The 20,193-nt window shown below is 63.3% G+C and carries 16 protein-coding genes; 7 read left to right on the top strand and 9 right to left on the bottom strand.

The genetic code is table 11. The annotated features are described in order from the left end of the window. Nucleotides 1-121: 121 nt before the first annotated feature. The 3 genes from MSIMFI_RS15490 to MSIMFI_RS28965 all read left to right on the top strand — a co-directional run bounded on the left by MSIMFI_RS15490 (nucleotide 122) and on the right by MSIMFI_RS28965 (nucleotide 4,654). A complete protein-coding gene (locus MSIMFI_RS15490) occupies nucleotides 122-577 on the top strand; it encodes an MmpS family transport accessory protein (protein WP_224770198.1) in 456 nt (151 codons plus the stop codon). Beyond that, nucleotides 574-3,462, top strand: coding sequence for an MMPL/RND family transporter (locus MSIMFI_RS15485; RefSeq protein ID WP_191497862.1), 2,889 nt, complete (start codon nucleotides 574-576; stop codon nucleotides 3,460-3,462). Before MSIMFI_RS15490 ends, MSIMFI_RS15485 begins: the two co-directional genes overlap by 4 nt. 343 nt (nucleotides 3,463-3,805) lie before the next feature. After that, on the top strand, nucleotides 3,806-4,654 hold the full coding sequence (locus MSIMFI_RS28965) for a PE family protein (RefSeq protein WP_263597399.1): 849 nt from the start codon (nucleotides 3,806-3,808) through the stop codon (nucleotides 4,652-4,654). On the opposite strand, the gene MSIMFI_RS15475 is transcribed toward MSIMFI_RS28965, so the two are convergent. Then, on the bottom strand, nucleotides 4,590-5,138 hold the full coding sequence (locus MSIMFI_RS15475) for a PE family protein (protein WP_224770197.1): 549 nt from the start codon (nucleotides 5,136-5,138) through the stop codon (nucleotides 4,590-4,592). The genes MSIMFI_RS28965 and MSIMFI_RS15475 overlap by 65 nt on opposite strands. Before the next feature lie 338 nt (nucleotides 5,139-5,476). Here MSIMFI_RS15475 and MSIMFI_RS15470 point away from each other — a divergent pair, with 338 nt between their 5' ends. After that, the gene (locus MSIMFI_RS15470) at nucleotides 5,477-10,963 is read left to right on the top strand and encodes a PPE family protein (protein WP_191497860.1); all 5,487 of its coding nucleotides are present in this window, start codon (nucleotides 5,477-5,479) and stop codon (nucleotides 10,961-10,963) included. Between the two features lie 169 nt (nucleotides 10,964-11,132). Here MSIMFI_RS15470 and MSIMFI_RS15465 read toward each other — a convergent pair whose 3' ends face one another. From MSIMFI_RS15465 to nadD, 5 genes are all read right to left on the bottom strand, one after another. Next, nucleotides 11,133-11,966 carry a DegV family protein gene (locus MSIMFI_RS15465; RefSeq protein WP_191497859.1) on the bottom strand — a complete coding sequence of 278 codons (834 nt, stop codon included), beginning with the start codon at nucleotides 11,964-11,966 and terminating at the stop codon, nucleotides 11,133-11,135. A 157-nt stretch (nucleotides 11,967-12,123) separates the two neighbouring features. Next, nucleotides 12,124-12,855, bottom strand: a complete 732-nt coding sequence (gene octT / locus MSIMFI_RS15460; protein ID WP_191497858.1) for a diglucosylglycerate octanoyltransferase — start codon at nucleotides 12,853-12,855, stop codon at nucleotides 12,124-12,126. After that, nucleotides 12,845-13,516 carry a glucosyl-3-phosphoglycerate phosphatase gene (gene gpgP / locus MSIMFI_RS15455; protein ID WP_191497857.1) on the bottom strand — a complete coding sequence of 224 codons (672 nt, stop codon included), beginning with the start codon at nucleotides 13,514-13,516 and terminating at the stop codon, nucleotides 12,845-12,847. Before gpgP ends, octT begins: the two co-directional genes overlap by 11 nt. After that, nucleotides 13,513-13,884 (bottom strand): ribosome silencing factor, encoded by a 372-nt coding sequence (gene rsfS, locus MSIMFI_RS15450; protein WP_191497856.1) that lies wholly within the window; start codon nucleotides 13,882-13,884, stop codon nucleotides 13,513-13,515. The genes gpgP and rsfS overlap by 4 nt, the downstream gene beginning before the upstream one ends. Continuing rightward, nucleotides 13,881-14,546 carry a nicotinate-nucleotide adenylyltransferase gene (nadD, locus tag MSIMFI_RS15445; protein ID WP_191497855.1) on the bottom strand — a complete coding sequence of 222 codons (666 nt, stop codon included), beginning with the start codon at nucleotides 14,544-14,546 and terminating at the stop codon, nucleotides 13,881-13,883. The genes rsfS and nadD overlap by 4 nt, the downstream gene beginning before the upstream one ends. Before the next feature lie 44 nt (nucleotides 14,547-14,590). On the opposite strand from nadD, the gene MSIMFI_RS15440 reads away from it, so the two are divergent. The 3 genes from MSIMFI_RS15440 to MSIMFI_RS15430 all read left to right on the top strand — a co-directional run bounded on the left by MSIMFI_RS15440 (nucleotide 14,591) and on the right by MSIMFI_RS15430 (nucleotide 16,353). After that, nucleotides 14,591-14,824, top strand: coding sequence for an AbrB/MazE/SpoVT family DNA-binding domain-containing protein (locus tag MSIMFI_RS15440; RefSeq protein ID WP_186243878.1), 234 nt, complete (start codon nucleotides 14,591-14,593; stop codon nucleotides 14,822-14,824). Beyond that, a complete protein-coding gene (locus tag MSIMFI_RS15435; RefSeq protein ID WP_186243879.1) occupies nucleotides 14,808-15,236 on the top strand; it encodes a type II toxin-antitoxin system VapC family toxin in 429 nt (142 codons plus the stop codon). The genes MSIMFI_RS15440 and MSIMFI_RS15435 overlap by 17 nt, the downstream gene beginning before the upstream one ends. Nucleotides 15,237-15,306: 70 nt before the next feature. Then, nucleotides 15,307-16,353: a class I SAM-dependent methyltransferase gene (locus MSIMFI_RS15430; protein ID WP_191497854.1), complete on the top strand. Its 1,047-nt coding sequence runs from the start codon at nucleotides 15,307-15,309 to the stop codon at nucleotides 16,351-16,353. Nucleotides 16,354-16,367: 14 nt separating this feature from the next. On the opposite strand, the gene MSIMFI_RS15425 is transcribed toward MSIMFI_RS15430, so the two are convergent. From MSIMFI_RS15425 to MSIMFI_RS15415, 3 genes are read right to left on the bottom strand one after another with little or no spacing between them, the layout of a single operon-like run. Then, nucleotides 16,368-17,816, bottom strand: coding sequence for a vWA domain-containing protein (locus MSIMFI_RS15425; RefSeq protein WP_191497853.1), 1,449 nt, complete (start codon nucleotides 17,814-17,816; stop codon nucleotides 16,368-16,370). Between the two features lie 18 nt (nucleotides 17,817-17,834). After that, the gene (locus tag MSIMFI_RS15420) at nucleotides 17,835-18,710 is read right to left on the bottom strand and encodes an AAA family ATPase (RefSeq protein WP_186243882.1); all 876 of its coding nucleotides are present in this window, start codon (nucleotides 18,708-18,710) and stop codon (nucleotides 17,835-17,837) included. A gap of 27 nt (nucleotides 18,711-18,737) precedes the next feature. Continuing rightward, nucleotides 18,738-19,994 carry a glutamate-5-semialdehyde dehydrogenase gene (locus MSIMFI_RS15415; protein ID WP_186243883.1) on the bottom strand — a complete coding sequence of 419 codons (1,257 nt, stop codon included), beginning with the start codon at nucleotides 19,992-19,994 and terminating at the stop codon, nucleotides 18,738-18,740. Nucleotides 19,995-20,193: the final 199 nt, after the last annotated feature.

The following is a 20,193-nucleotide window of genomic DNA, read 5'->3' as shown; positions in this document are numbered from 1 at the left end:
GTGCACTAAGGTTTACGATACTTAGCCGAGCAAAGATTCCGTCGGTGGACAAGGGAAGCAAGCTCTCCGATTTGGCGTTACAAGCCAGCATCGGCGCCCGAAAGGGCTGGAAGGCTGTGAGGTGAATTTGGCTCCCATTACCGGCACCATCACCGGCTTCGCCAAACGGGCATGGATACCCCTGGTCCTGGTGGTTGTACTCGCCGTGTCGGGATTGGTGGTATCACGACTGCACAAGATCTTCGGCTCACAAGACCTCAACGCGAACGCCGGCGCCGGGATCGAGATTGTGCAGTTCAATCCGAAGGTCGTCGTCTACGACATTTTCGGGCCCCCTGGGTCCACCGCGAACATCAACTTTTGGGACGCCGACGCCAACACACACCAGGTCAACGCTGCTGCGCTCCCGTGGACGTTCACCATTTCGACAACGCTGCCGTCGGTGAGCGCCAACATCATGGCGCAAGGCGACGGTAACCAGATCGGCTGCCGCATCACCGTCGATGGTGTGGTGCGAGAAGAGAAGCAGGCTGACGGTGTCAACCCCCAGACCTTCTGCCTGGTGAAGTCCGCATGACCGACACGAGTAGCAAGAGCGACCTCAGCACTGACGACACCAGCCCGATAAACGTCGCGCGCACCGAGAAATCCGGACACCCCCACCGACCCGTCATCCCCCATGCCATCCGGTTGTTCGCGGTGCCGATCATCCTGGGCTGGGTGTTCCTGACGATCGTCGTTAACGTCGCCGTTCCGCGGCTAGAGGTCGTCAGCGAACAGCACTCAGCACCGATGACACCGCTGGACGCGCCATCCATGAAGGCGATGATGCGCCTCGGTCACAACTTCAAGGAATTCGATTCCAACAGCACGGTCATGATCGTGCTGGAAGGCCAGCAGCCGCTCGGCGACGATGCGCACCGGTACTACGACAACCTGATTCGCCAACTCCGCCAAGATCCCAAGCACATCCAACACATCCAGGATTTCTGGGGCGATCGGCTCACCGCGGCCGGCGCGCAAAGCGCTGACGCCAAAGGCGCCTACGTCATGTTGAACCTCGCCGGCAACCAGGGCACCACGCTCGCGAACGAATCCGTCGAAGCCGTCCGCGAGGTGATCGACCGAAACCCGGCACCACCCGGAGTCAAGGCCCACGTCACCGGTCCTGCAGCCCTTTCCGATGACATGCACCTCATCGGAAACGCCAGCCTGGCCAAAATAACGCTGTTCACGCTGGGTGCCATCGCGGTGATGTTGCTGCTGGTCTACCGCTCCATCGTCACCACACTTGTGCAGCTGTTCATGACCGGTATCGCGCTGGCTTCGTCACGGGGAATCGTGGCAGTTCTCGGGTACAACAATGTATTCGGGCTCACCACGTTCGCCGCGAATATCCTCACGATGCTGGCGATCGCCGCCGGAACGGATTACGGAATCTTTCTGGTGGGCCGCTATCAAGAGGCACGCCAGGCCGGCGAAGATCGAGAAACGGCGTACTACACCACGTTTCGCGGCGTGGCCCCGGTCGTGTTGGGATCCGGCCTGACCATTGCCGGGGCGACGTACTGTCTGAGCTTCGCCCGGCTGCCCTGGTTTAACACGATGGGTGCCCCAGTGGCGATCGGAATGCTGGTCGTGGTGCTGGCCGGTCTCACGCTGGGCCCGGCTGTTGTTTTCGTGGGCAGCAAGTTCGGCCTCTTCGAACGCAAACGGGCGGCCAAAGGAAAGCTCTGGCGAAAGGTCGGCACCGCGGTAGTGCGTTGGCCCGCACCGATTTTGGCGGTAAGCGCCGCCATCGTCCTCATCGGCATGATCGCTCTACCCGGTTATGTGACCAGTTACAACGACCGCTACTATCTGCCGACCTCCGCCCCGTCCAACGTTGGACAAGCGGCGGCGGATCGGCACTTCTCTCAGGCCCGAATGAATCCGGACATGCTGATGGTCGAAGCCGACCACGACATGCGCAACCCCGCTGACATGCTGGTACTGGACAAGGTTGCCAAGAACGTCATTCGCGTGGTGGGCATCGCCATGATCCAGGACATCACCAGGCCGCTGGGCATTCCCATTCAGCACAGCTCGATACCGTTCCAGAACAGCATGCAAAGCCAAACGACCATGCAGAACATGGCCTTTCTCAGGGATCGAATGAACGACATCCTCAAGATGGCCGACGAGATGCAGTTCATGATCGAAACCATGCAGCGCATGCATCAAGTGACGCAAGATCTTTCGCGTGCCGCTGACGACAGCGCACGGACCACCGCCGAAACCGCGGCCATTACCGATGAATTGCGTAACCACATCGCCGATTTCGACGACTTCTGGCGGCCGATCCGCAGTTACTTCTACTGGGAGAAGCACTGCTTCGACATTCCCATGTGCTGGTCATTTCGGTCCCTCTTCGATTCGTTGGACGGGTTCGACCAGCTCGCCGAGAAGTTCCACGACCTCACCGCTGACATCCAGCGCACCGCCTCGGCCACGCACGAGATGCTGACCTTGATCCCGCCGATGATCGCAACGATGCAGACCACCAAGGCCCTGACGCTGACGATGCACGCCACCTTCTTGGCAATGCTCAACCAGATGGAATCCATGAGCGACACGGCGATCGTGATGGGGCAAAGTTTCGACGCGTCCAAGAACGACGACCTCTTCTACCTGCCGCCGGAGGCGTTCGACAACCCAGACTTCCAGACCGGACTGCGAATGTTTTTGTCGCCGGACGGAAAATCCGCTCGCTTCTTCATCACTCATCAGGGCGACCCCATGACGCCCGAGGGAATTTCCCGGGTTGACGCCGAGCGGACCGCCGCCCAAGAGGGACTGAAGCAGTCCTCACTTTCCGACGCCAAGGTTCATCTCGGCGGCACCGCCGCCACATTCAAAGACATGCACGACGGCGCCAAGTACGACCTGATGATTGCGGTCGTATCGGCGCTCACGCTGATCTTCATGATCATGCTGCTGCTGACCCGAAGTGTCGTCGCGGCGCTCGTGATCGTCGGCACGGCGGCCAGCTCGATCGCCGCGTCGTTCGGACTGTCGGTGTTGATCTGGCAGGACCTGTTCGGCATCAAAATCCACTGGATCGTCATGGCGCTGTCAGTCATCATCCTGTTGGCCGTTGGATCCGACTACAACCTGCTGCTGGTGTCCCGCTTCAAAGAAGAGATCCACGCCGGACTCAAAACGGGGATCATCCGTTCTATGGCCGGCACCGGCGGGGTGGTAACGGCGGCGGGTCTGGTGTTTGCCTTCACGATGGCTTCCATGCTCGGCAGCGAACTGCGCGTGCTGGGCCAGTTCGGGTCTACCGTCTGTATCGGCCTGCTGCTGGACACGTTGATCGTGCGCACATTGCTGATGCCGTCGATCGCCACGTTGCTGGGACGCTGGTTCTGGTGGCCACAGGTTGTGCATCCGCGCGGCGACAATGCCCGGCGAGCGTGAGGCCTAGGCCTCGGCAAATTGCAGCCAGACCGCAAAAGTTGGGTTTCCTGGACGACGAATCGGAATAATTTCGTTTAGCCCGCCTTCGGGTAGGTCCGACTGGCTGTACGCGTGATACGAGCCCAACATTCGGCGCGGTCCAGGGGCCACGGGTTGTCGCCGCAGCGCGAACTGCCGTAGGAGGCATATGTGCACTGTGCACTCTCTTATGGCGCTAGGTCGGTGGATTTGACCTTATCCTGGGCGGCGATATCAGAATAATTTCACTATTGCTTCACCGTGGCTGCGTATCCCAACAATTGATCGCGACCGCGCGATTGTTGGCCTAACGGGGAGGTACGACATGTCGTTTGTGAGCGTAGCGCCGGCAATGGCGGCGACAGCGGCAACGGATCTGACCGGTATCGGCTCGGCAATCGGCGCCGCTACCGCCGCCGCGGCGACCCTGACGACCGGGGTGATGGCCGCGGCCGCGGATGAGGTCTCGGCCGCGCTTGCGGCGCTATTCACCGAGTACGGTCAGCAATATCAGACCGTTGCCGGGCAGATGGCAGCGTCCTATCAGCAATTCACGCGCAATGTAATGGCCAGCGTGAATGCATATACGGCCGCCGAGACCACCAACATCAGACGGTTCGTGTTGAGCGCGGCCGGCCCGATCAATGAGCCCTTCATAGAACTGACCGGCCGCCCGCTAATCGGCGACGGCGCCAACGGGTATACCAACGCTCAAGGTGTGGGGACGGCCGGCGGGGCCGGCGGGTGGTTGTACGGCAACGGCGGTACCGGCGGCACCAGCACTCGTTTTGGAGTATCCGGGGGTGCTGGCGGGCCCGCGGGTCTGATCGGCGACGGCGGCACCGGCGGCAACAGCGTTTACGGCGGTATGCCCGGAGGTGCCGGCGGGCGCGGAGGCCTGCCGGTCGGCGGCGGGGGGACGGGGGGGGGGCGCGGGGGCGGCGGTTCCTTTAAACATATGACGCGGGGCGGGGGACCCCCTGTGGGGGGTGCGGGTGGGCGGGGCACGCTGAAAAAAAAAACGCGGGGACTGGTGTTGTGGAGCTACAATTCTAGATATCTCATCACTGCGCGTTCTACGCGTACCGACTCCGTACTTTGTTTTTTTTTTATAATGCCCCGGCACCCCCGTAACCCCCACCAGGGGTTTCCTCCGCCGGCGTCGGTTGTGTAAAAGAGCCACCCCCCGTCCCGCCGTTGCCGCCGTTGCCGCTGATGATTCCGCCATCCCCGCCGTTCTGGCCGGTGCCCGGCGCGCCATCGGCGCCGTCGCCGTACAACGGGCGGTCCATCAGAAGCTGGGTGGGCATATTGACCAAACCCATGGCGGTGTTCACCAAGGGGTTGTTGAGCAAGGGACGCAGGGGGGAGGCGTTGATCAGATCCATGCGCGCATACGCGTCCGCACCCCGCTGAAACGCCTGAGCAAACTGGTCACTAACCGAAACGGTCTCCGCGCTGAGCGCCTGATACTCCCGGCCGAAGGTGCCGAACAGGGTGGCGATAGCCTCCGACACCTCATCGCCAGCCGCCGCCGCAATCCCTGTCGTCCACGGTGCTGCCGCCGCGTTGGCTGCCCTGATCGCCTCGCTGATTCCCGCGATGTCCGTCGACGCAGCGGCCAACGCCGCAGGTGCAGCAATCACGTACGACGACATCATTGGCACCTCCGAATCAGTCTTTGGACAGAGCGAACTAACGCTACATGCGACGGGTCCGGTCCGAGGCCAGTTCAACTGTGCATTCTGCACGATGCCACTGTGCATTCTGCACATTTCCATTTATTGTTTTGAGAAACCGCGACACCCGCTGATTGCCTGTCGATCGTTGTAGCGCAGCTATCCGCGATCGCGATGAGCTCCCGCTTCGACATTTCGTGGGAAATATTGTTCAATTCATCGGATCGGCCTCGAATTCGGTGGCACGATACTGAGCAGATCCTGCGTAGCTTGCGATTGAATCGCTTGCTGATTGATTCCCGATGTGAGGTCAGACATTGAGCTTTTTTGTCCTCCCGCCCGAGGTCAACTCGGCGTTGATGAAGGCCGGTGCCGGGTCCGGGCCGTTGCTGGCGGCTGCGGAGGCCTGGGATGGGTTGGCTGCCGAGCTGGGCGCGGCGGCGACTTCGTTTGGGTCAGTGACTTCGGGGCTGGTGGGTGGGTCGTGGCAGGGCGCCTCGGCGGCGGCGATGGCGGCCGCGGCAGCGCCGTACGCGGGGTGGTTGAATGCGGCGGCAACCTCGGCCGAGTCGGCGGCCGGGCAGGCTCGAGCGGTGGTGGGCGCCTTTGAGGCGGCGTTGGCCGCTACGGTGGACCCGTTCGTCATTGCGGCAAATCGATCCGAATTGGTGTCGCTGGCGTTGTCAAATCTGTTCGGGCAGAACACTGCTGCGATCGCGGCCGCCGAGGCCGAGTACGAGCTGATGTGGGCCCAAGATGTAGCCGCGATGGCCGGCTATCACCTCGACGCGTCGGCGGTGGTGTCGGCGTTGCAGGCGTTCAGCCAGCCGGTGCAGAGCCTGGCCGGGCTGGGCGGCTTAAGCGCGACCGCCAACTCGGTCACCACCGCGGGCCAGCAATTCCTCGCCAACTTGGGTGTCGCCAATCTCGGTGGCGGCAACATCGGTCTTGACAACGCTGGAAGCAATAACTTCAGCTTCGGGAACACCGGTGTGGGTTACTTAGGGTTGCTCAGCTCCGGTATCGGGAACATTGGCTTGTTTAACCCGGGTATTTATGGTTCGGGTATCAGCCATTGGGGTCAGGCTGGCACGGGCTTCCTCAATGGGGCCTTTGTGAACCGGGCCTTTTTGAGTACGGGCAGCGCTGCTGCCGTCGATATCTTCGGCTTTCCTATTCCCCTCCCCAACGTTAACTTCGACATCTTTCCTATTACACTTCCGCTTGACCTCAATCTAAATGGCGGCATCGGACCTATCACCATTCAGCCAATCCAGATTCTTCCCACGATCCCGCTGAACTTTAACCAGACCTTCATGCTGGGCCCGCTGACCGTTCCGCCCATCCAGGTTCCCCCAATTCCGTTGGGGGGCATCACCATACCGATCGACGTCGGCCCCTTGACCATATCGCCCATCACCCTTATCCCGGCTGTAAACATCCCCAATCAAACGATTAACCTCCCGGGCTTCGACCTCGCCCCCGGGGGAATTAAAGTTCCCAACCTTCTTAATCCCAGTCCGATTTTTGCGCCAATCGTCATCCACCTGAATGTCAACCCGATCACGCTGAATCTCGGCCTGTCGACTCCTGGAGTCACCCTTTTCCCGGGGGGTCTCAGCATTCCTGACAACCCGATCCATCTGGATGTCGGCGCTTCGGCGGGCACGGGCGGTTTCACCATTCCGGGATTCTCGCTTCCGCAACAAGCGATTCCGCTGACGATCAGCATTGCCGGTCAGATCGACGGCTTTAGCACCCCGGCCATCACGATTGACACCATCCCGACGCACCTACACGCCAAGGTCAGCGCCGACCAAGTCGTGCCAATCTTCCCCCTGCCCACAATCCCGCTGCACATTGACATCGACGGCAGCGTCGGGCCCGTCAACGTTCATCCCATCTCGGTACCCGCAGCGCACGCCTCGATCACCAACGCCACCGTTAGCGTCGGCAGCTTCACCATTCCACAGATCACTATTCCCCACATTCCACTGAACGTTGCGGGAACCGTGGGCTTGGGTCAAAACACCATTTCGGCCATGAATATTCTTGACCCCCTCACCATTACCGCACAGTTAGGCATTGGCCCTATCACCGGCCCCTTCGTCGATGTTCCGGGTATCTCCCGGACTTTTGGTACTGGCAATCCCGCTCCCGCGAATCTTGACATAAAACCTTTCACAGTCTCACTTGGGTTGACTCCTAGTGGTTCGGAGATTCTGAATCTAGGCACCACGGCCTTGGCCATCCCGAACATCGATATTCCTGCCCAAACTCCGCTTACCCTTGACCTGGTCGGTGGCCTCGATCCCATCACTCTATTCCCGGGCGGGCTTACCTTCCCGGTAAACTCCGTAAGTCTTACCAATTTCTCCGTCGGCTCCAATCCGTTCATCATCTTCCCGAATGGATTCAGGGTCGATCAATTCCCGTTTAACATTCATTCCACCGTTCTTTCTCCAACCCCGGGCACCACGGGCAGCATCGGGCCCATCCATATTCCGGCGGTTCCTGCTATTCCCCCGATTCATGTGGGCGGCACGGGTAGCGTTAATCTCAACCTGGGCTTCCCGGACATTCCTACTCCCGCGATCAACATGGGCCTGTTCGGAAACCTGAACTACAGCTTCGTCACCAGCCAACCCATCAATATTTCCCCGTTTGGCGCAACGGGAAGCCTCTCCATCAACAAAATCGACGTTGCAATCAACTTCAGTAAAATTGACGTAGCATTCAACGCGCCAGTAGTACTGCTAGGGATCAGTGGTCCCATCGCGCCGTTCAGCATTACCCAGTCCATCTCCGGAATGACCGTGCCGCTCGATTTCACGACCGGGCCCATCACTATTGCGCCGCTTTCGTTGGGCGGGTCGATACCGATCGAGTTCGTCCAAGAAATCCTTACGCCCGGTACCGTCAAGGGAATCACGCATACCCAATCCATTCCGCTCAATTTTGCGCTCGACACCGAGCTGCTGAGCATTCCCGAGACCACCATTCCGGCGATCCCGATCGGCGGGACCACGACCGTCTCCGGCGTTGGCTTGCTCAACGCCGTCGCCGCAAACCTCGTCAATGCCGGGTCCCAGCTCAACACCGCAGCAAACGCGGGCGTCGCTTGGCTCAACCACCAGCTGATGAACGCGGGCCTGGGCAACACCGGCATCTACAACCTGGGCAACGGCAACCTCGGCGACCTCAACTTCGGCGATGGCAACATCGGCAGCTACAACCTGGGTGGCGGCAACATCGGCGTGGCCAACATCGGCTGGGCCAACTCAGGCCTTGGCACCCTGATGGGCCACAACCTCGGCTTCGGCAACACCGGCTCGGGCAACATCGGCTTCGGCAACACCGGCTCGGGCAATATCGGAATCGGCAACACCGGCAACGGCAACATGGGTATCGGGCTGACCGGCGACAACCTGAATGGGTTCGGCGGCTGGAACTCCGGCACCGGCAATGTCGGATTGTTCAACTCCGGCACTGGAAACTGGGGGCTGTTCAACTCGGGCAGCCACAACAACGGCATCGCCAACTCCGGTCAGGCCAACATCGGCCTGTTCAACGCCGGCACCACCAACACCGGCGTCGCCAACGCAGGAAGCCACAACATGGGCATCTTCAACGCGGGCAAGTTCAACACCGGCGCCTACAACCCAGGCAACGCCAACATCGGCGTATTCAACAGCGGTCACTCCAACATGGGCTTCGCCAACACCGGCAATGGCAACACCGGCGTATTCATTTCCGGCAACCACAACACCGGCGTCCTCTGGACCAGCGACAACCAGGGACCATTCGGCGCCGGGCTGGGCATCAACATCCTAGACATCAACCAGAACCTGGGCCCCATCCACATCGACCCCATCCATGTCGCGGGACTGCCGATAAACATCAACGAAACCTTCAACATCGGCCCCTTCACCATCCCCCAAATCGATGTTCCCGCAATACCACTGGACATCCACCAAAGTTTCACCCTGCCCGCCATCACCCTCTTCGAGGGCATCAACATCCCCGCCCAGACCAATACAATTCCCTTCAATCTCCCCGCCGGCACCGCCTCGACCCTCCAACTTCCCGTAATCAAACTGACGGGCACGACCCACTTTGGCGGGTTCTTCGATTTCGGGCCGTCGGACTACTTCATCGGGCAAAGCTCCAACCCGACCTCGACGACTGGCCAGCCCACCACCGGCCTCACCATCAATTTCGGCGCCAGTGGCGCCAGGACCGGTTCCGTCGCGTTGAACATTCCAGCGATCAACATCCCGAAGATCGCTACGTCCCCGTTGCCGCTGACTATCGACGTGCAGGGCGGCATCCCGGCCTTCACCCTTTTCCCAGGGGGGCTGTCCATTCCGGAAAACCCCATCCCGGTGAACCTCGTGCTATCCGGCGGCCTGCAGCCCTTCACCATCTTCCCGAATGGCTACACGATCGACCCGATCCCGCTGCACCTCAAACTCGACGCCACCCTACTCAACCCCATCGACGGCATTCCCCCCTCGCTCAACCTGGTCGACTTCCATCTATCTGGCGGCATGGGCCAAGTGACCATCCCCGACATCCCCATCCCCACCATTCAGCTCGGCCTCAACGGCCACCTCAACCACGGCGCCTTCACCATCCCATCCATCCCGATCCCCAACATCCCCGTCCACATCACCGGAAACGTTGGCCTGGGCCCCATCGGCATCCCGTCCCAAACCATCGCCGCAATCACGGGCAACCCGCTAGCAACCATCCACTTCAACGCGTCCGAGAGCGCGGGCATGACCATCTCCCAATTCGTCATCTGGACCCCAACCAATGCGGCTTGGGACCCGGCTACCACCGGCCCGGCCTTCATAGCCTTCGGCACGAATTGGGGAAGCGGCCTGTTCCCGCTCCCACAGGGCCCACTCATTTTCGGTGGATCCACACAGAACCCGTTCACGGTGACCGTCAAGGGCGGCTCGCTACCGTTCAACACACCGGCAATCCTGATTGACAAGATCCCGCTGAGCTTCGATGTGCCGGGCGGTATCGACGGCGCCACCTTCTTCCCGAACGGGCTGACCTTCCCGGCAAACAACCTTGTGGACCTGAATCTGTCCGCGGGCTCCGGAGCCTTCACCATCCCCGCGAGGACGATTCAGGCCATCCCGGCCGAGCTCCACGCCATCGTCAAACTCGCCACCCCCGACAGCCTGCTTCCCCCATACAAGTTGTTGTACGTCAACGCAACCGGCGGCATCGGCCCCGCCGTCTTCCCGTCATTCCACGTCCCCTCGATCCCCCTTGGCCTCAACCTCGACGGCGGCATCGGCCCCATCACCATCCCATCCATCTCCACACCGGAAATCCACCTCGGCCTCGACCCCACCGCCGACGCCGGTCCGATCACCGTCGAGCCGTTCACGATCAACCCGTTTAGTCTCAACCTTGGGATCGACGTCAGCGACATGAGTTCCACAGCTTCAACGAGCGATTTCGCGTTCAGAGTCAGCGGAATCGGCGGCGCCATCATCAATCTCGGTGCCACGAGCGCAAGCAACACACCAGGATTCACGATCCAGCCGTTCAACCTGCAGACCCCGCTAGGCGGCCTGCCGGGATTCACGATCCCCGTCGACCCGATCCACATCGGGCTACCCCTGTCGGTCACCATCCCGTCCCTCACATTCCCAGGACTCACGATTCCGCGAATCCCGCTGGGCATCGGACTGTCCGGCGCTTTGCCGGCTTTCGACCTCCCGTCGATCACCATCAACCGGATCCCGATCAACCTGTCCGGCCCGTTGACGCTGCTCTAAATCCCAGGGCTGTGTTGCTCTCTAGTCACATCCGCAACACTGGGAGCTTCGGGGTGGAGGAATGAGCGGTAGCGGCCGAGGTTTCGGGATCCGAGCCAGAACTTGGCGTGGTGTTCTCCTTACCGGTGCACCCTCATTCGCGAAGAGCCCGTTGATCCACCAGCGCCGGCTAGGGCTCGGGAAGCTCCAGGCAGACGGCGACGGCCCCGACGCCGACGTGCACCGCAAGCACCGCCCCCAACGGTGTAACGATCGCCGGCTCACACGCCGGCAGCCGCTGCGCCAGCGCCGCCACCACGTCGTTGGCTCCCTCCGGGTTGGCAACGTGATGCACCGCGAGAGCGGCCGGGCGTTCACCCACCACTTCGCAGACTCGGTCGATCATCGTCGCCGTGGCGTGCCTGACGGTACGAACCCGTTGGGCCAAAACGAGTTTGCCGTCATCGATGCGCAACAGCGGCTTGAGCGCCAGCGCGGTGCCCAGCCACGCCTTCGCCCCACCGATTCGCCCACTGCGGCGCAGGTTATCCAACCGGTGCACCACCATGAACGCGTGCGTGCGGCTCACCGCGGCACCTGCCGCGCTCGCAACCGCCTCCAAGTCACCCCCCACGGCCGCGACACGTGCGGCAGCCAACACGGCAAACCCGGTGCCCATCGCCGCCGATTTCGAATCGATAACCCGCACAACCGGATCGAGGCCGGTGGCGGTCAGTTCACCGGCGCGATAGGTTCCCGACAGCGCCGACGAAATGTGCACCCCCACAACCCCGTCGCCGGCACTATCCGCCAATGCCCGCTGGTAGGCAGCGCACAATTCGGCAGGTGTTGCCGCCGCGGTAGTCGCCTGGCGTTTGTAGATGTCATCGGGTATCTCGTCCACCCCGTCACGCAGATCAGCGCCGTCCAGCAGGATGTGCAGCGGAACCTCATGTATCGCATACTTTTCGCGCAACTCGGCCGGCAGGCGCGACGACGTATCGGTCACCACCACGACGGTCACGGGCGCCGCTCCTCCTCATCGCTTCGCTCTGCATCATCGCCGGCGCGGGTCACGGGCGCCGCTCTCCCCCGCAAGCGGGTGGGGGTACCTCCCACTTGTGGGGGCGTGCCCCCACCTCATCGCTTCGCTCTGCATCGTCGCCGGAGCGGGTCATTTGTCAGCCGTGCGGCTTCTCGGTGAGCACGCCGGCTTCGGCGAGCGCCTTGAGCATCAGTTCCGCGACCGCCTGATGGGCCTCGAAGTTCCAATGGATGCCGTCGGGATTGCCCCGTCCGCTCATAACCTGTTCGGCGACAGCGTCTTTGAGGTCCACCAACGGAATATCGTGGTGCTGTGCCCATTCCGTGATCGCAGCTACGGTCCCCGCTCGGCCGTGATGGGCCTTGCCATACGTCTCGGCAATGTGCACCGACGGCAAAGAGGCCACAATCGGGATACCCGGGCGATTGAAATCGATTGCACCACGGGTCTGCTCAAGATATTCAGCACTCAGGTGTGGCGGCAGCGCCGACCTAGCCATCGGCGAAAACCGCGGCTGGACCCAGGCATAGCCGTCGCGGACCCAGCGCCGCAACCACGGTGGCCGCACATAGCGGATCAGCTCACGCAGAGCCGTTGGCAACACCGACGGCAACGAGTCCATCCCGCCGGTCGCGAAGACCACCGCGCCCGCCTTGGGTAGCGCCGCCCAGGACCGCGGGTCCTGGGTTGCCGCCCACCAGACGTCTCGACAGGTCCAGCCGATGCGGCCAATTAATTCGAGGTCCCAACCCAATTGTGAGGCAACGATATTAGGCCAGATACGCGGGTCATCGGCCGGCAGGCCGCCGGTGGGACCGTAATAGGCCAGCGAGTCAGCGAAGACTAGAAGTACCGGCTTAGAGGACATCGTTGGAGACCTGCGCCGAAGCGTTCCACACGTCCAGGCGCCACCTAATCGCGTCAAAGTCGGCGTCTGGCTCCGAATGTCCGCTCAGTTGCACCCAACTGCAATTGCCCATGCCACCCAACATCGGCCAGTTGGCAACCGGCAGCTTCAGCAGGGCGACCGACAAGGCAGCGATGAGGCCGCCATGGGCCACCAGTATCACCGGTCGTTCCGGTTCGCCCGCGTCGCCCCATTCCCGCTCGTCCGACACCAGCTCGGTCACCACCGGCAGGCTGCGGGCGGCCACGTCGACCCTGCTCTCGCCGCCGTGCGGCGCCCACGTCGCGTCCTCGCGCCACGCCAGTCGCGCGCCCGGCGACTCAGCGTCGATCTGAGCGTGGGTCAGGCCCTGCCAGTCGCCGATGTGGGTCTCGCGCAGCCGCGTGTCCACCCGGACCGGCAGCCCCGTACGCTCCCCCAGCCTCATCGCGGTGTCGTAGGCACGATGCAGATCCGACGACACGATCAGCAGCGGCTGCAGCTTGCCCAGCACCTCGGCGGCGGCGCCCGCCTGCGCGCGACCCAACTCGGTGAGCGCGCTGTCCAGCTGGCCTTGCATCCGGCTGGCCAGGTTGTAATCGGTTTGCCCGTGCCGCAGCATCACCAGCCGGCGCACCCTCATGACCCGGTCCCCGACAGATCCACCGGCACCACCGGGCAGTCACTCCACAGTCGGTCCAAGGCATAGAAGTTGCGGTCGTCCTGGTGCTGGATATGCACGACGATGTCGCGGTAATCCAGCAACGTCCAGCGGCCCTCGCGGGCACCCTCGCGGCGCGCCGGCTTATAGCCCGCCCGGCGCATTTTTTCCTCGACCTCGTCGACGATGGCGTTGACCTGTCGCTCGTTGGACGCCGAGGCGATGACGAAGCAGTCGGTGATGACCAGCTGCCCGGAGACATCGATGACGACCACGTCGTTGGCGAGCTTGGCTGCGGCCGCGCCGGCGGCGACCGTCGCCATGTCGATGGCTTCCTGGTTGGCGGTCATGTGTTGTTCCCCGCGGACAGGCTTGTGGTTGGACGCACGCCTTCACCCGGCGGTCGGCGGTACAGCCGGCGCTTGGAGACGTACTGCACCACGCCGTCGGGCATCAGGTACCACAGCGGCCGCCGTTCCTTGGCGCGCCGACGGCAGTCGGTCGACGAGATTGCCAGTGCCGGGATCTCAACCAGGGTCAACGCGTTTTCGTCCAGCTCACCCAGGACCCCGGTGATGTGGTCGTGATGCAACTCGTAGCCGGGCCGGCTGACCCCGACGAACCGCGCTAGATCGAATAGCTCCTCCCAGCCTTGCCAGGTCAGGATGGAAGCCAGCGCGTCGGCGCCGGTGATGAAGTACAGCTCCGATTCCGGGTTAAGCGCGTGGAGATCCCGCAGCGTGTCCTTGGTATAGGTAGGGCCGCCGCGGTCGATATCGACCCGACTCACCGAGAAGCGGGGATTGGAGGCGGTGGCGATCACCGTCATCAGATAACGGTCCTCGGCGGCCGAAACATGACGTTCCTTCTGCCACGGCTGGCCGCTCGGCACGAACACCACCTCATCGAGGTCGAACAGGTCGGCCACCTCGCTGGCGGCAACCAGGTGGCCGTAATGGATGGGATCGAACGTCCCACCCATGACACCCAGCCTGCGAAGGTGCTTTTGCACGGTTTGCCAGCTTACTTGACCAGGCAACGCGGTATCGTCTAGGCATGCGTGCAACCATCGATAAGGCAGGAAGATTGGTTATTCCCAAGCCATTGCGGGATCATCTCGGGCTCAGGCCGGGTGAAGTCGAGGTCACCGCCGACGGGGCAGCCCTACGTGTCGAGGCGCTCTCCGGTGAGTCGCTCGGTGAGCGGGACGGCCGTTTGGTGATACCGGCCGGCGGAGCCGATATTGACGACGCGGTCGTGCGGACGCTGCGCGATGCCGGCCAGCGCTAGGGCAGGCACGCTGCTGGTCGACACCAGCGTCGCGGTCGCGCTCGTGGTGGCCGACCATGCACAACATGAGCAGACCTTTCGCGCGTTGAGTGGCCACACGCTCGGCCTCGCTGGCCACGCAGCCTTTGAGACCTTCTCGGTGCTGACTCGCTTGCCGCCGCCGGCCCGCAGGACTCCGGCCACCGTCACGAAGCTGCTTACCCACACCTTCCCAGAGACCCGATTCCTCGGCCCTCGGGCGGCAACGTCGCTGCTAGCCGAACTTGGGACGGCCGCAATCGCCGGCGGGACCGTCTACGACGCGCTGGTCGGCGCGGCCGCGAAGGAGCATCGACTCCGCCTGGCAACTCGCGATCGGCGAGCGTTGGAGATCTATCGCGCGTTCGATGTGGACGTCGAACTGCTGACTTGAGCGGCGCCCGCCAGGCACGTTTTGATTCAATGGCCCGGCAACAGCCCGCCCGGTCGTGTAAAAGAGGTCTGTGGACAATCTGTCGCTCGCCTCGGAGGAACCGACGCAGCTACTGCAAGAAGCAATGACCCGGCAGCTCTACCACCGATCGGTGGTCACGGGCGAAATCTCGCTTCCGGCGGTCCCGGGCATGATCGACGAATACGTGAAAATGTGTGACAACCTGTTTGCGACGGTAGGCAGGAAGTTTTCCGACGAGGAACTTGCGCACGTCCGGAAGGTGCTCGAAGGCCAGTTGGCCGAGGCTTTTGCCAGATCGCCGCGTTCGAGCATCGTCATCACCTATAACGCGCCCGTCGGCGGGACGTTGCACTACCAGGTCAACGCCCGCTGGTGGACCTTGGCCGAGGCCTACGAGAACTGGATCAGCACCCGGCAGCCGCCGCTGTTCGGCACCGAACCCGACGCGCGCATCTGGGCGCTGGCCAACGAAGCGGCCGACCCCACGACCCATCCGGTGCTCGAAATCGGGGCGGGAACCGGGCGCAACGCCCTTCCCTTGGCACGGCGCGGACACCCGGTCGACGTCGTGGAAATGACCCCGAAGTTCGCCGAGATGATCCGTACCGAGGCCGAACGGGAATCCCTCAACGTGCGCGTCATCGTGCGTGATGTCTTCGCAAGCACGGAGGATCTGGGCCGCGATTATCAGCTGATCGCGCTGTCCGAGGTGGTGCCCGACTTCCGGACAACGCAGCAGCTGCGTAATCTGCTCGAGCTCGCCGCTGTTCGCCTGGCTCCCGGTGGACGCATCGTCTTCAGCGTTTTCCTGACGGCTCTCGGCTACACCCCCGACCAGGGCGCACGCGAGTTCGGGCAGCAGGTATATACAGGATTCTTCACGCGCCGCGAGATGGCAGACGCTGCCAACGGACTACCGCTGGAGCTCATTGCCGATGACTCCGTCTACGACTACGAGAAGGCGAATCTGCCCGACGGCGCCTGGCCGCCGACGAGCTGGTACGCCGGTTGGGTCAGTGGCACGGACCTGTTCCCGGTCGAACGTGAGAAAAGCCCGGTCGAGTTGCGCTGGCTGGTGTTCCAGAGGAGACGCTGAGGCACGCCGGGCGCTTACACGGGCAACAACTCGTCGATCACCGCCGCCAACTGCTTGGCCGACCGGCATTCGTGCATTGTGATCACCTCTTGGTAGCGCGGCACTGCGGAATCGCCGCTGCCCCACAGATGTTTGGGCTCGGGGTTGAGCCAGTGTGCGTGCCGGGCGGCGGTCACCATGTCGTCGAGAACGTCGACGGCCGGGTTGCGGTAGTTGGTCCGGCCGTCGCCGAGAACCAGCAGCGAGCTGCGCGGCGACAGCACATTCGGGAATGCCTGCATGAACGAGACGAACGCGTTGCCGTAGTCGGAATGCCCGTCGCGGTTGTAAACGCCGGCCTCCCGGGTGATCCGCTGGATCGCCACCGCCAGGTCGGCTTCGGGCCCGAACATGTGCGTCACCTCATCGGTGGTGTCGATGAAAGCAAACACACGAACGCGCGAAAACTGTTGGCGCAGAGCATGAACCAACAACAAGGTGAAGTGGCTGAACCCAGCGACCGATCCGGAAACGTCGCACAGCACCACCAGTTCCGGGCGCGCCGGTCGCGGTTTGTGCAGCACGACGTCGATCGGCACGCCGCCGGTGGACATCGACTTGCGCAGCGTCTTGCGCAGATCGATCGACCCGGCGCGGGCGCGACGGCGACGGGCCGCCAGCCGGGTGGCCAGCGTGCGGGCCAGCGGGGCGACTACCCGTCGCATCTGGCGTAATTGCTCACCGGATGCTCGTAGGAATTCGACGTTCTCGGAAAGCTGTGGGATACCGTACATCTGAACATGCTCGCGGCCGAGCTGCTCGGCGGTACGCCGCTTGGTCTCGGCGTCGACCATCTTGCGTAACTGCGCAATCTTTTGCGCAGCAAGCGCTTTGGCTATCTGCTCCTGAGCCGGCGTGGGCTCGTCGCCGTACGGGGCGAGTAGGCCGGCCAGCAGCTTACCCTCCAGCTCATCCAGCGCCATCGCCTTGAGCGCTTGATAGGACGAGAAAGACGGGCCGCGGCTGGAACTGTATTTGCCGTAGGCCTCCACGATCCGCGCGATCATCGCGACCAGCCGCTCGTCCATATCGGCCAGGTCCGGGTTGTCGGTCAGCAGATCGAGCAGCATCTGCCGCATCGCCTCGACGTCGTCGGGTGGTAGAGCACGAGCGTCGGGGTCACCGGCGGCGGCGTCGTTCAAAACCACCGCCCGTGCGCCCAATGCGGCGGGAAACCACAGGTCGAACATGGCGTCGTAGGTGTCACGGTGGTCGGGTCGGCGCAACACCGCGCAGGCGATGCCCTCGCGCAGCACCTCACGATCGCCCAAGCCCAACGCTGCCATCACCCGGCCGGCGTCCACCGTCTCGGATGGGCCGACCGAAATCCCGCTTCCGCGAAGCGCTTCCACGAACCCGACCAAGTGACCGGGCAGCCCATGCGGGGCGAGCGGCCGGGTAGGACGGGTGCGTCGGGTGGCCATTTTGGTTGGGCCCCTTCCCTAATTGAGCCTGAGTTCGCCGGTCGCGCGTTGTTGGTCGGATTGGTGCTTGAGGACCACGCCGAGCGTGGCGGCAACGACCGCGTCGTCGATGGTGTCGAGGCCCAGCGCCAGCAGCGTGCGTCCCCAGTCGATGGTCTCGGCGATCGACGGCACCTTCTTCAGCTGCATCCCGCGCAGCACGCCGATGATGCGGACCAACTCCTCGGCGAGGTGCTCAGGCAGTTCGGGAACTCGCGACAACAGAATGCGGCGCTCCAGCTCGGGGGTGGGGAAGTCGATGTGCAGGAACAGGCAGCGACGCTTGAGCGCCTCGGACAGCTCGCGGGTTGCGTTGGAGGTCAGCAACACGAACGGCGCCCGGGTTGCGGTAAGCGTGCCCAGTTCCGGGACGGTCACCGCGAAGTCGGAGAGCACCTCTAGCAGCAGGCCTTCTATCTCGATGTCGGCCTTGTCGGTTTCGTCGATGAGCAGCACCGTCGGATCGGTGCGCCGGATGGCGGTCAGCAGCGGACGTTGCAGCAAGAACTCCTCGCTGAACACGTCGTCTTTGGTGGCCTGCCAGTCCCCGGAGCCGGCCTGGATCCGCAGGATCTGCTTGGCGTGGTTCCACTCGTAGAGGGCGCGTGCCTCGTCGACACCCTCGTAGCACTGCAACCGGACCAGGCCCGAGCCGGTTGCCTGGGCGACGGCACGGGCTAGCTCGGTCTTGCCGACGCCGGCGGGGCCTTCCACCAGCAGGGGCTTGCCGAGGCGGTCGGCGAGGAAGACCGCCGTTGCGGTGGCGGTATCGGGCAGGTAGCCGGTATCGGCCAGCCGCCGCGAGACATCAGCGATGTCGGCGAACAACGGCAGGGACCGTGCGGGCACGCTCATGGTGGAACGCTCCTTATAAAGAGTGCGTCAGGCCGGACGGATGTGGCCCGTAATGGGCGAGCCCCAGACGATCCACTTGGTCGAGGTCAATTCGGGCAGCCCCATCGGACCGCGGGCGTGCAGTTTCTGGGTGGAGATACCGATCTCGGCGCCGAAGCCGAACTGCTCGCCGTCGGTGAACGCCGTCGAGGCATTGACCATCACCGCGGCGGCGTCGACTTGTTCGGTAAACCGTTGGGCCGCAGCAAGGTTAGTGGTAACGATCGCTTCGGTGTGGCCGGTGCCGTACTCGTTGATGTGGGCAATCGCGGCGTCCACGCCGTCGACCACCGCTACCGCGATATCCATCGCCAGGTATTCCCGACGCAGGTCTTCCTCACCAGCGTCCGCATGCACGGTGACGCCGGAATCCTGCAGGGCGGCCAGCAGTCGCGGCATGGCCTGCTCGGCGATCGCCGCATCGACCAGCAACGTCTCGGCCGCGTTGCAGACGCTTGGCCGGCGAGTTTTGGAGTTCAGCAGGATGCGTTCGGCGACATCCAGATCGGCGGCTTCGTGGACATACACGTGACAGTTGCCGACGCCGGTCTCAATGGTGGGGACCTGCGCGTCGCGCACGACCGCGTTGATCAGGCCCGCTCCCCCGCGCGGAATCACCACGTCAACCAAGCCGCGGGCCTGGATCAGATGGGTCACGGTGGACCGGTCGGCGGCCGACAGCAGCTGAACGGCGTCGGCGGGCAACTCCTGGCTGACCAGTGCGTCACGCAACACCGTGACCAGGGCTTCGTTGGATCTCGCGGCCGAGGAGCTGCCGCGCAGCAGGGCGGCGTTTCCTGACTTGAGCGTCAGCCCGAAGGCGTCGACGGTGACGTTGGGTCGGCCCTCGTAGATCATGCCGACCACGCCGAGCGGCACCCGCTGCTGACGCAGCTGAAGTCCGTTGGGCAGGGTGTAGCCGCGGAGCACGACACCGACCGGATCGGGTAGGCCCGCGACCTGCCGAAGACCGGCCGCGATGCCATCGATGCGCTGCGGGTTGAGGGCCAGACGATCAAGCATCGCAGCGGGGGTGTCCGCGTCGCGTGCCGCGTTCAGATCTTCGGCGTTGGCCGCCAGGATCTGGTCGACATGGGCGAGCACCTCGTCAGCGGCGGCGTGCAGCGCGCGGTCTTTGACGGCTGTCGGCAGCGAGCCCAGGCGGCGGGCGGCCACCCGGGCTCGGCGAGCGGCCTCGTGCACCTCTTTACGCAGGTCGGGAAGGGACGGCGCGTGCACACTCATTACCCCAGGGTATCGGGCTTGAGCTGGCCTAGTAAGACGGGCCGTCGGTGAAGCGCGCGGTCGGCCGGTCGACGCGCAGGCGCGCCCGGGCCATGGGGGTTTTGCGCGTCGAGACTCAAGCCACGCACACCCGCCACGGCGAGTCGTGTACATGGTGTGAGTGTCGCAGTCGGGATAGCCGTGTGATGCGTTACGCCGC

This window comes from Mycobacterium simulans (assembly GCF_900232995.1).
GTDB lineage: Bacteria > Actinomycetota > Actinomycetes > Mycobacteriales > Mycobacteriaceae > Mycobacterium > Mycobacterium simulans.
Note: the sequence above shows the minus strand (reverse complement) of the source record. Positions and strands in the feature narration are given on the sequence as shown.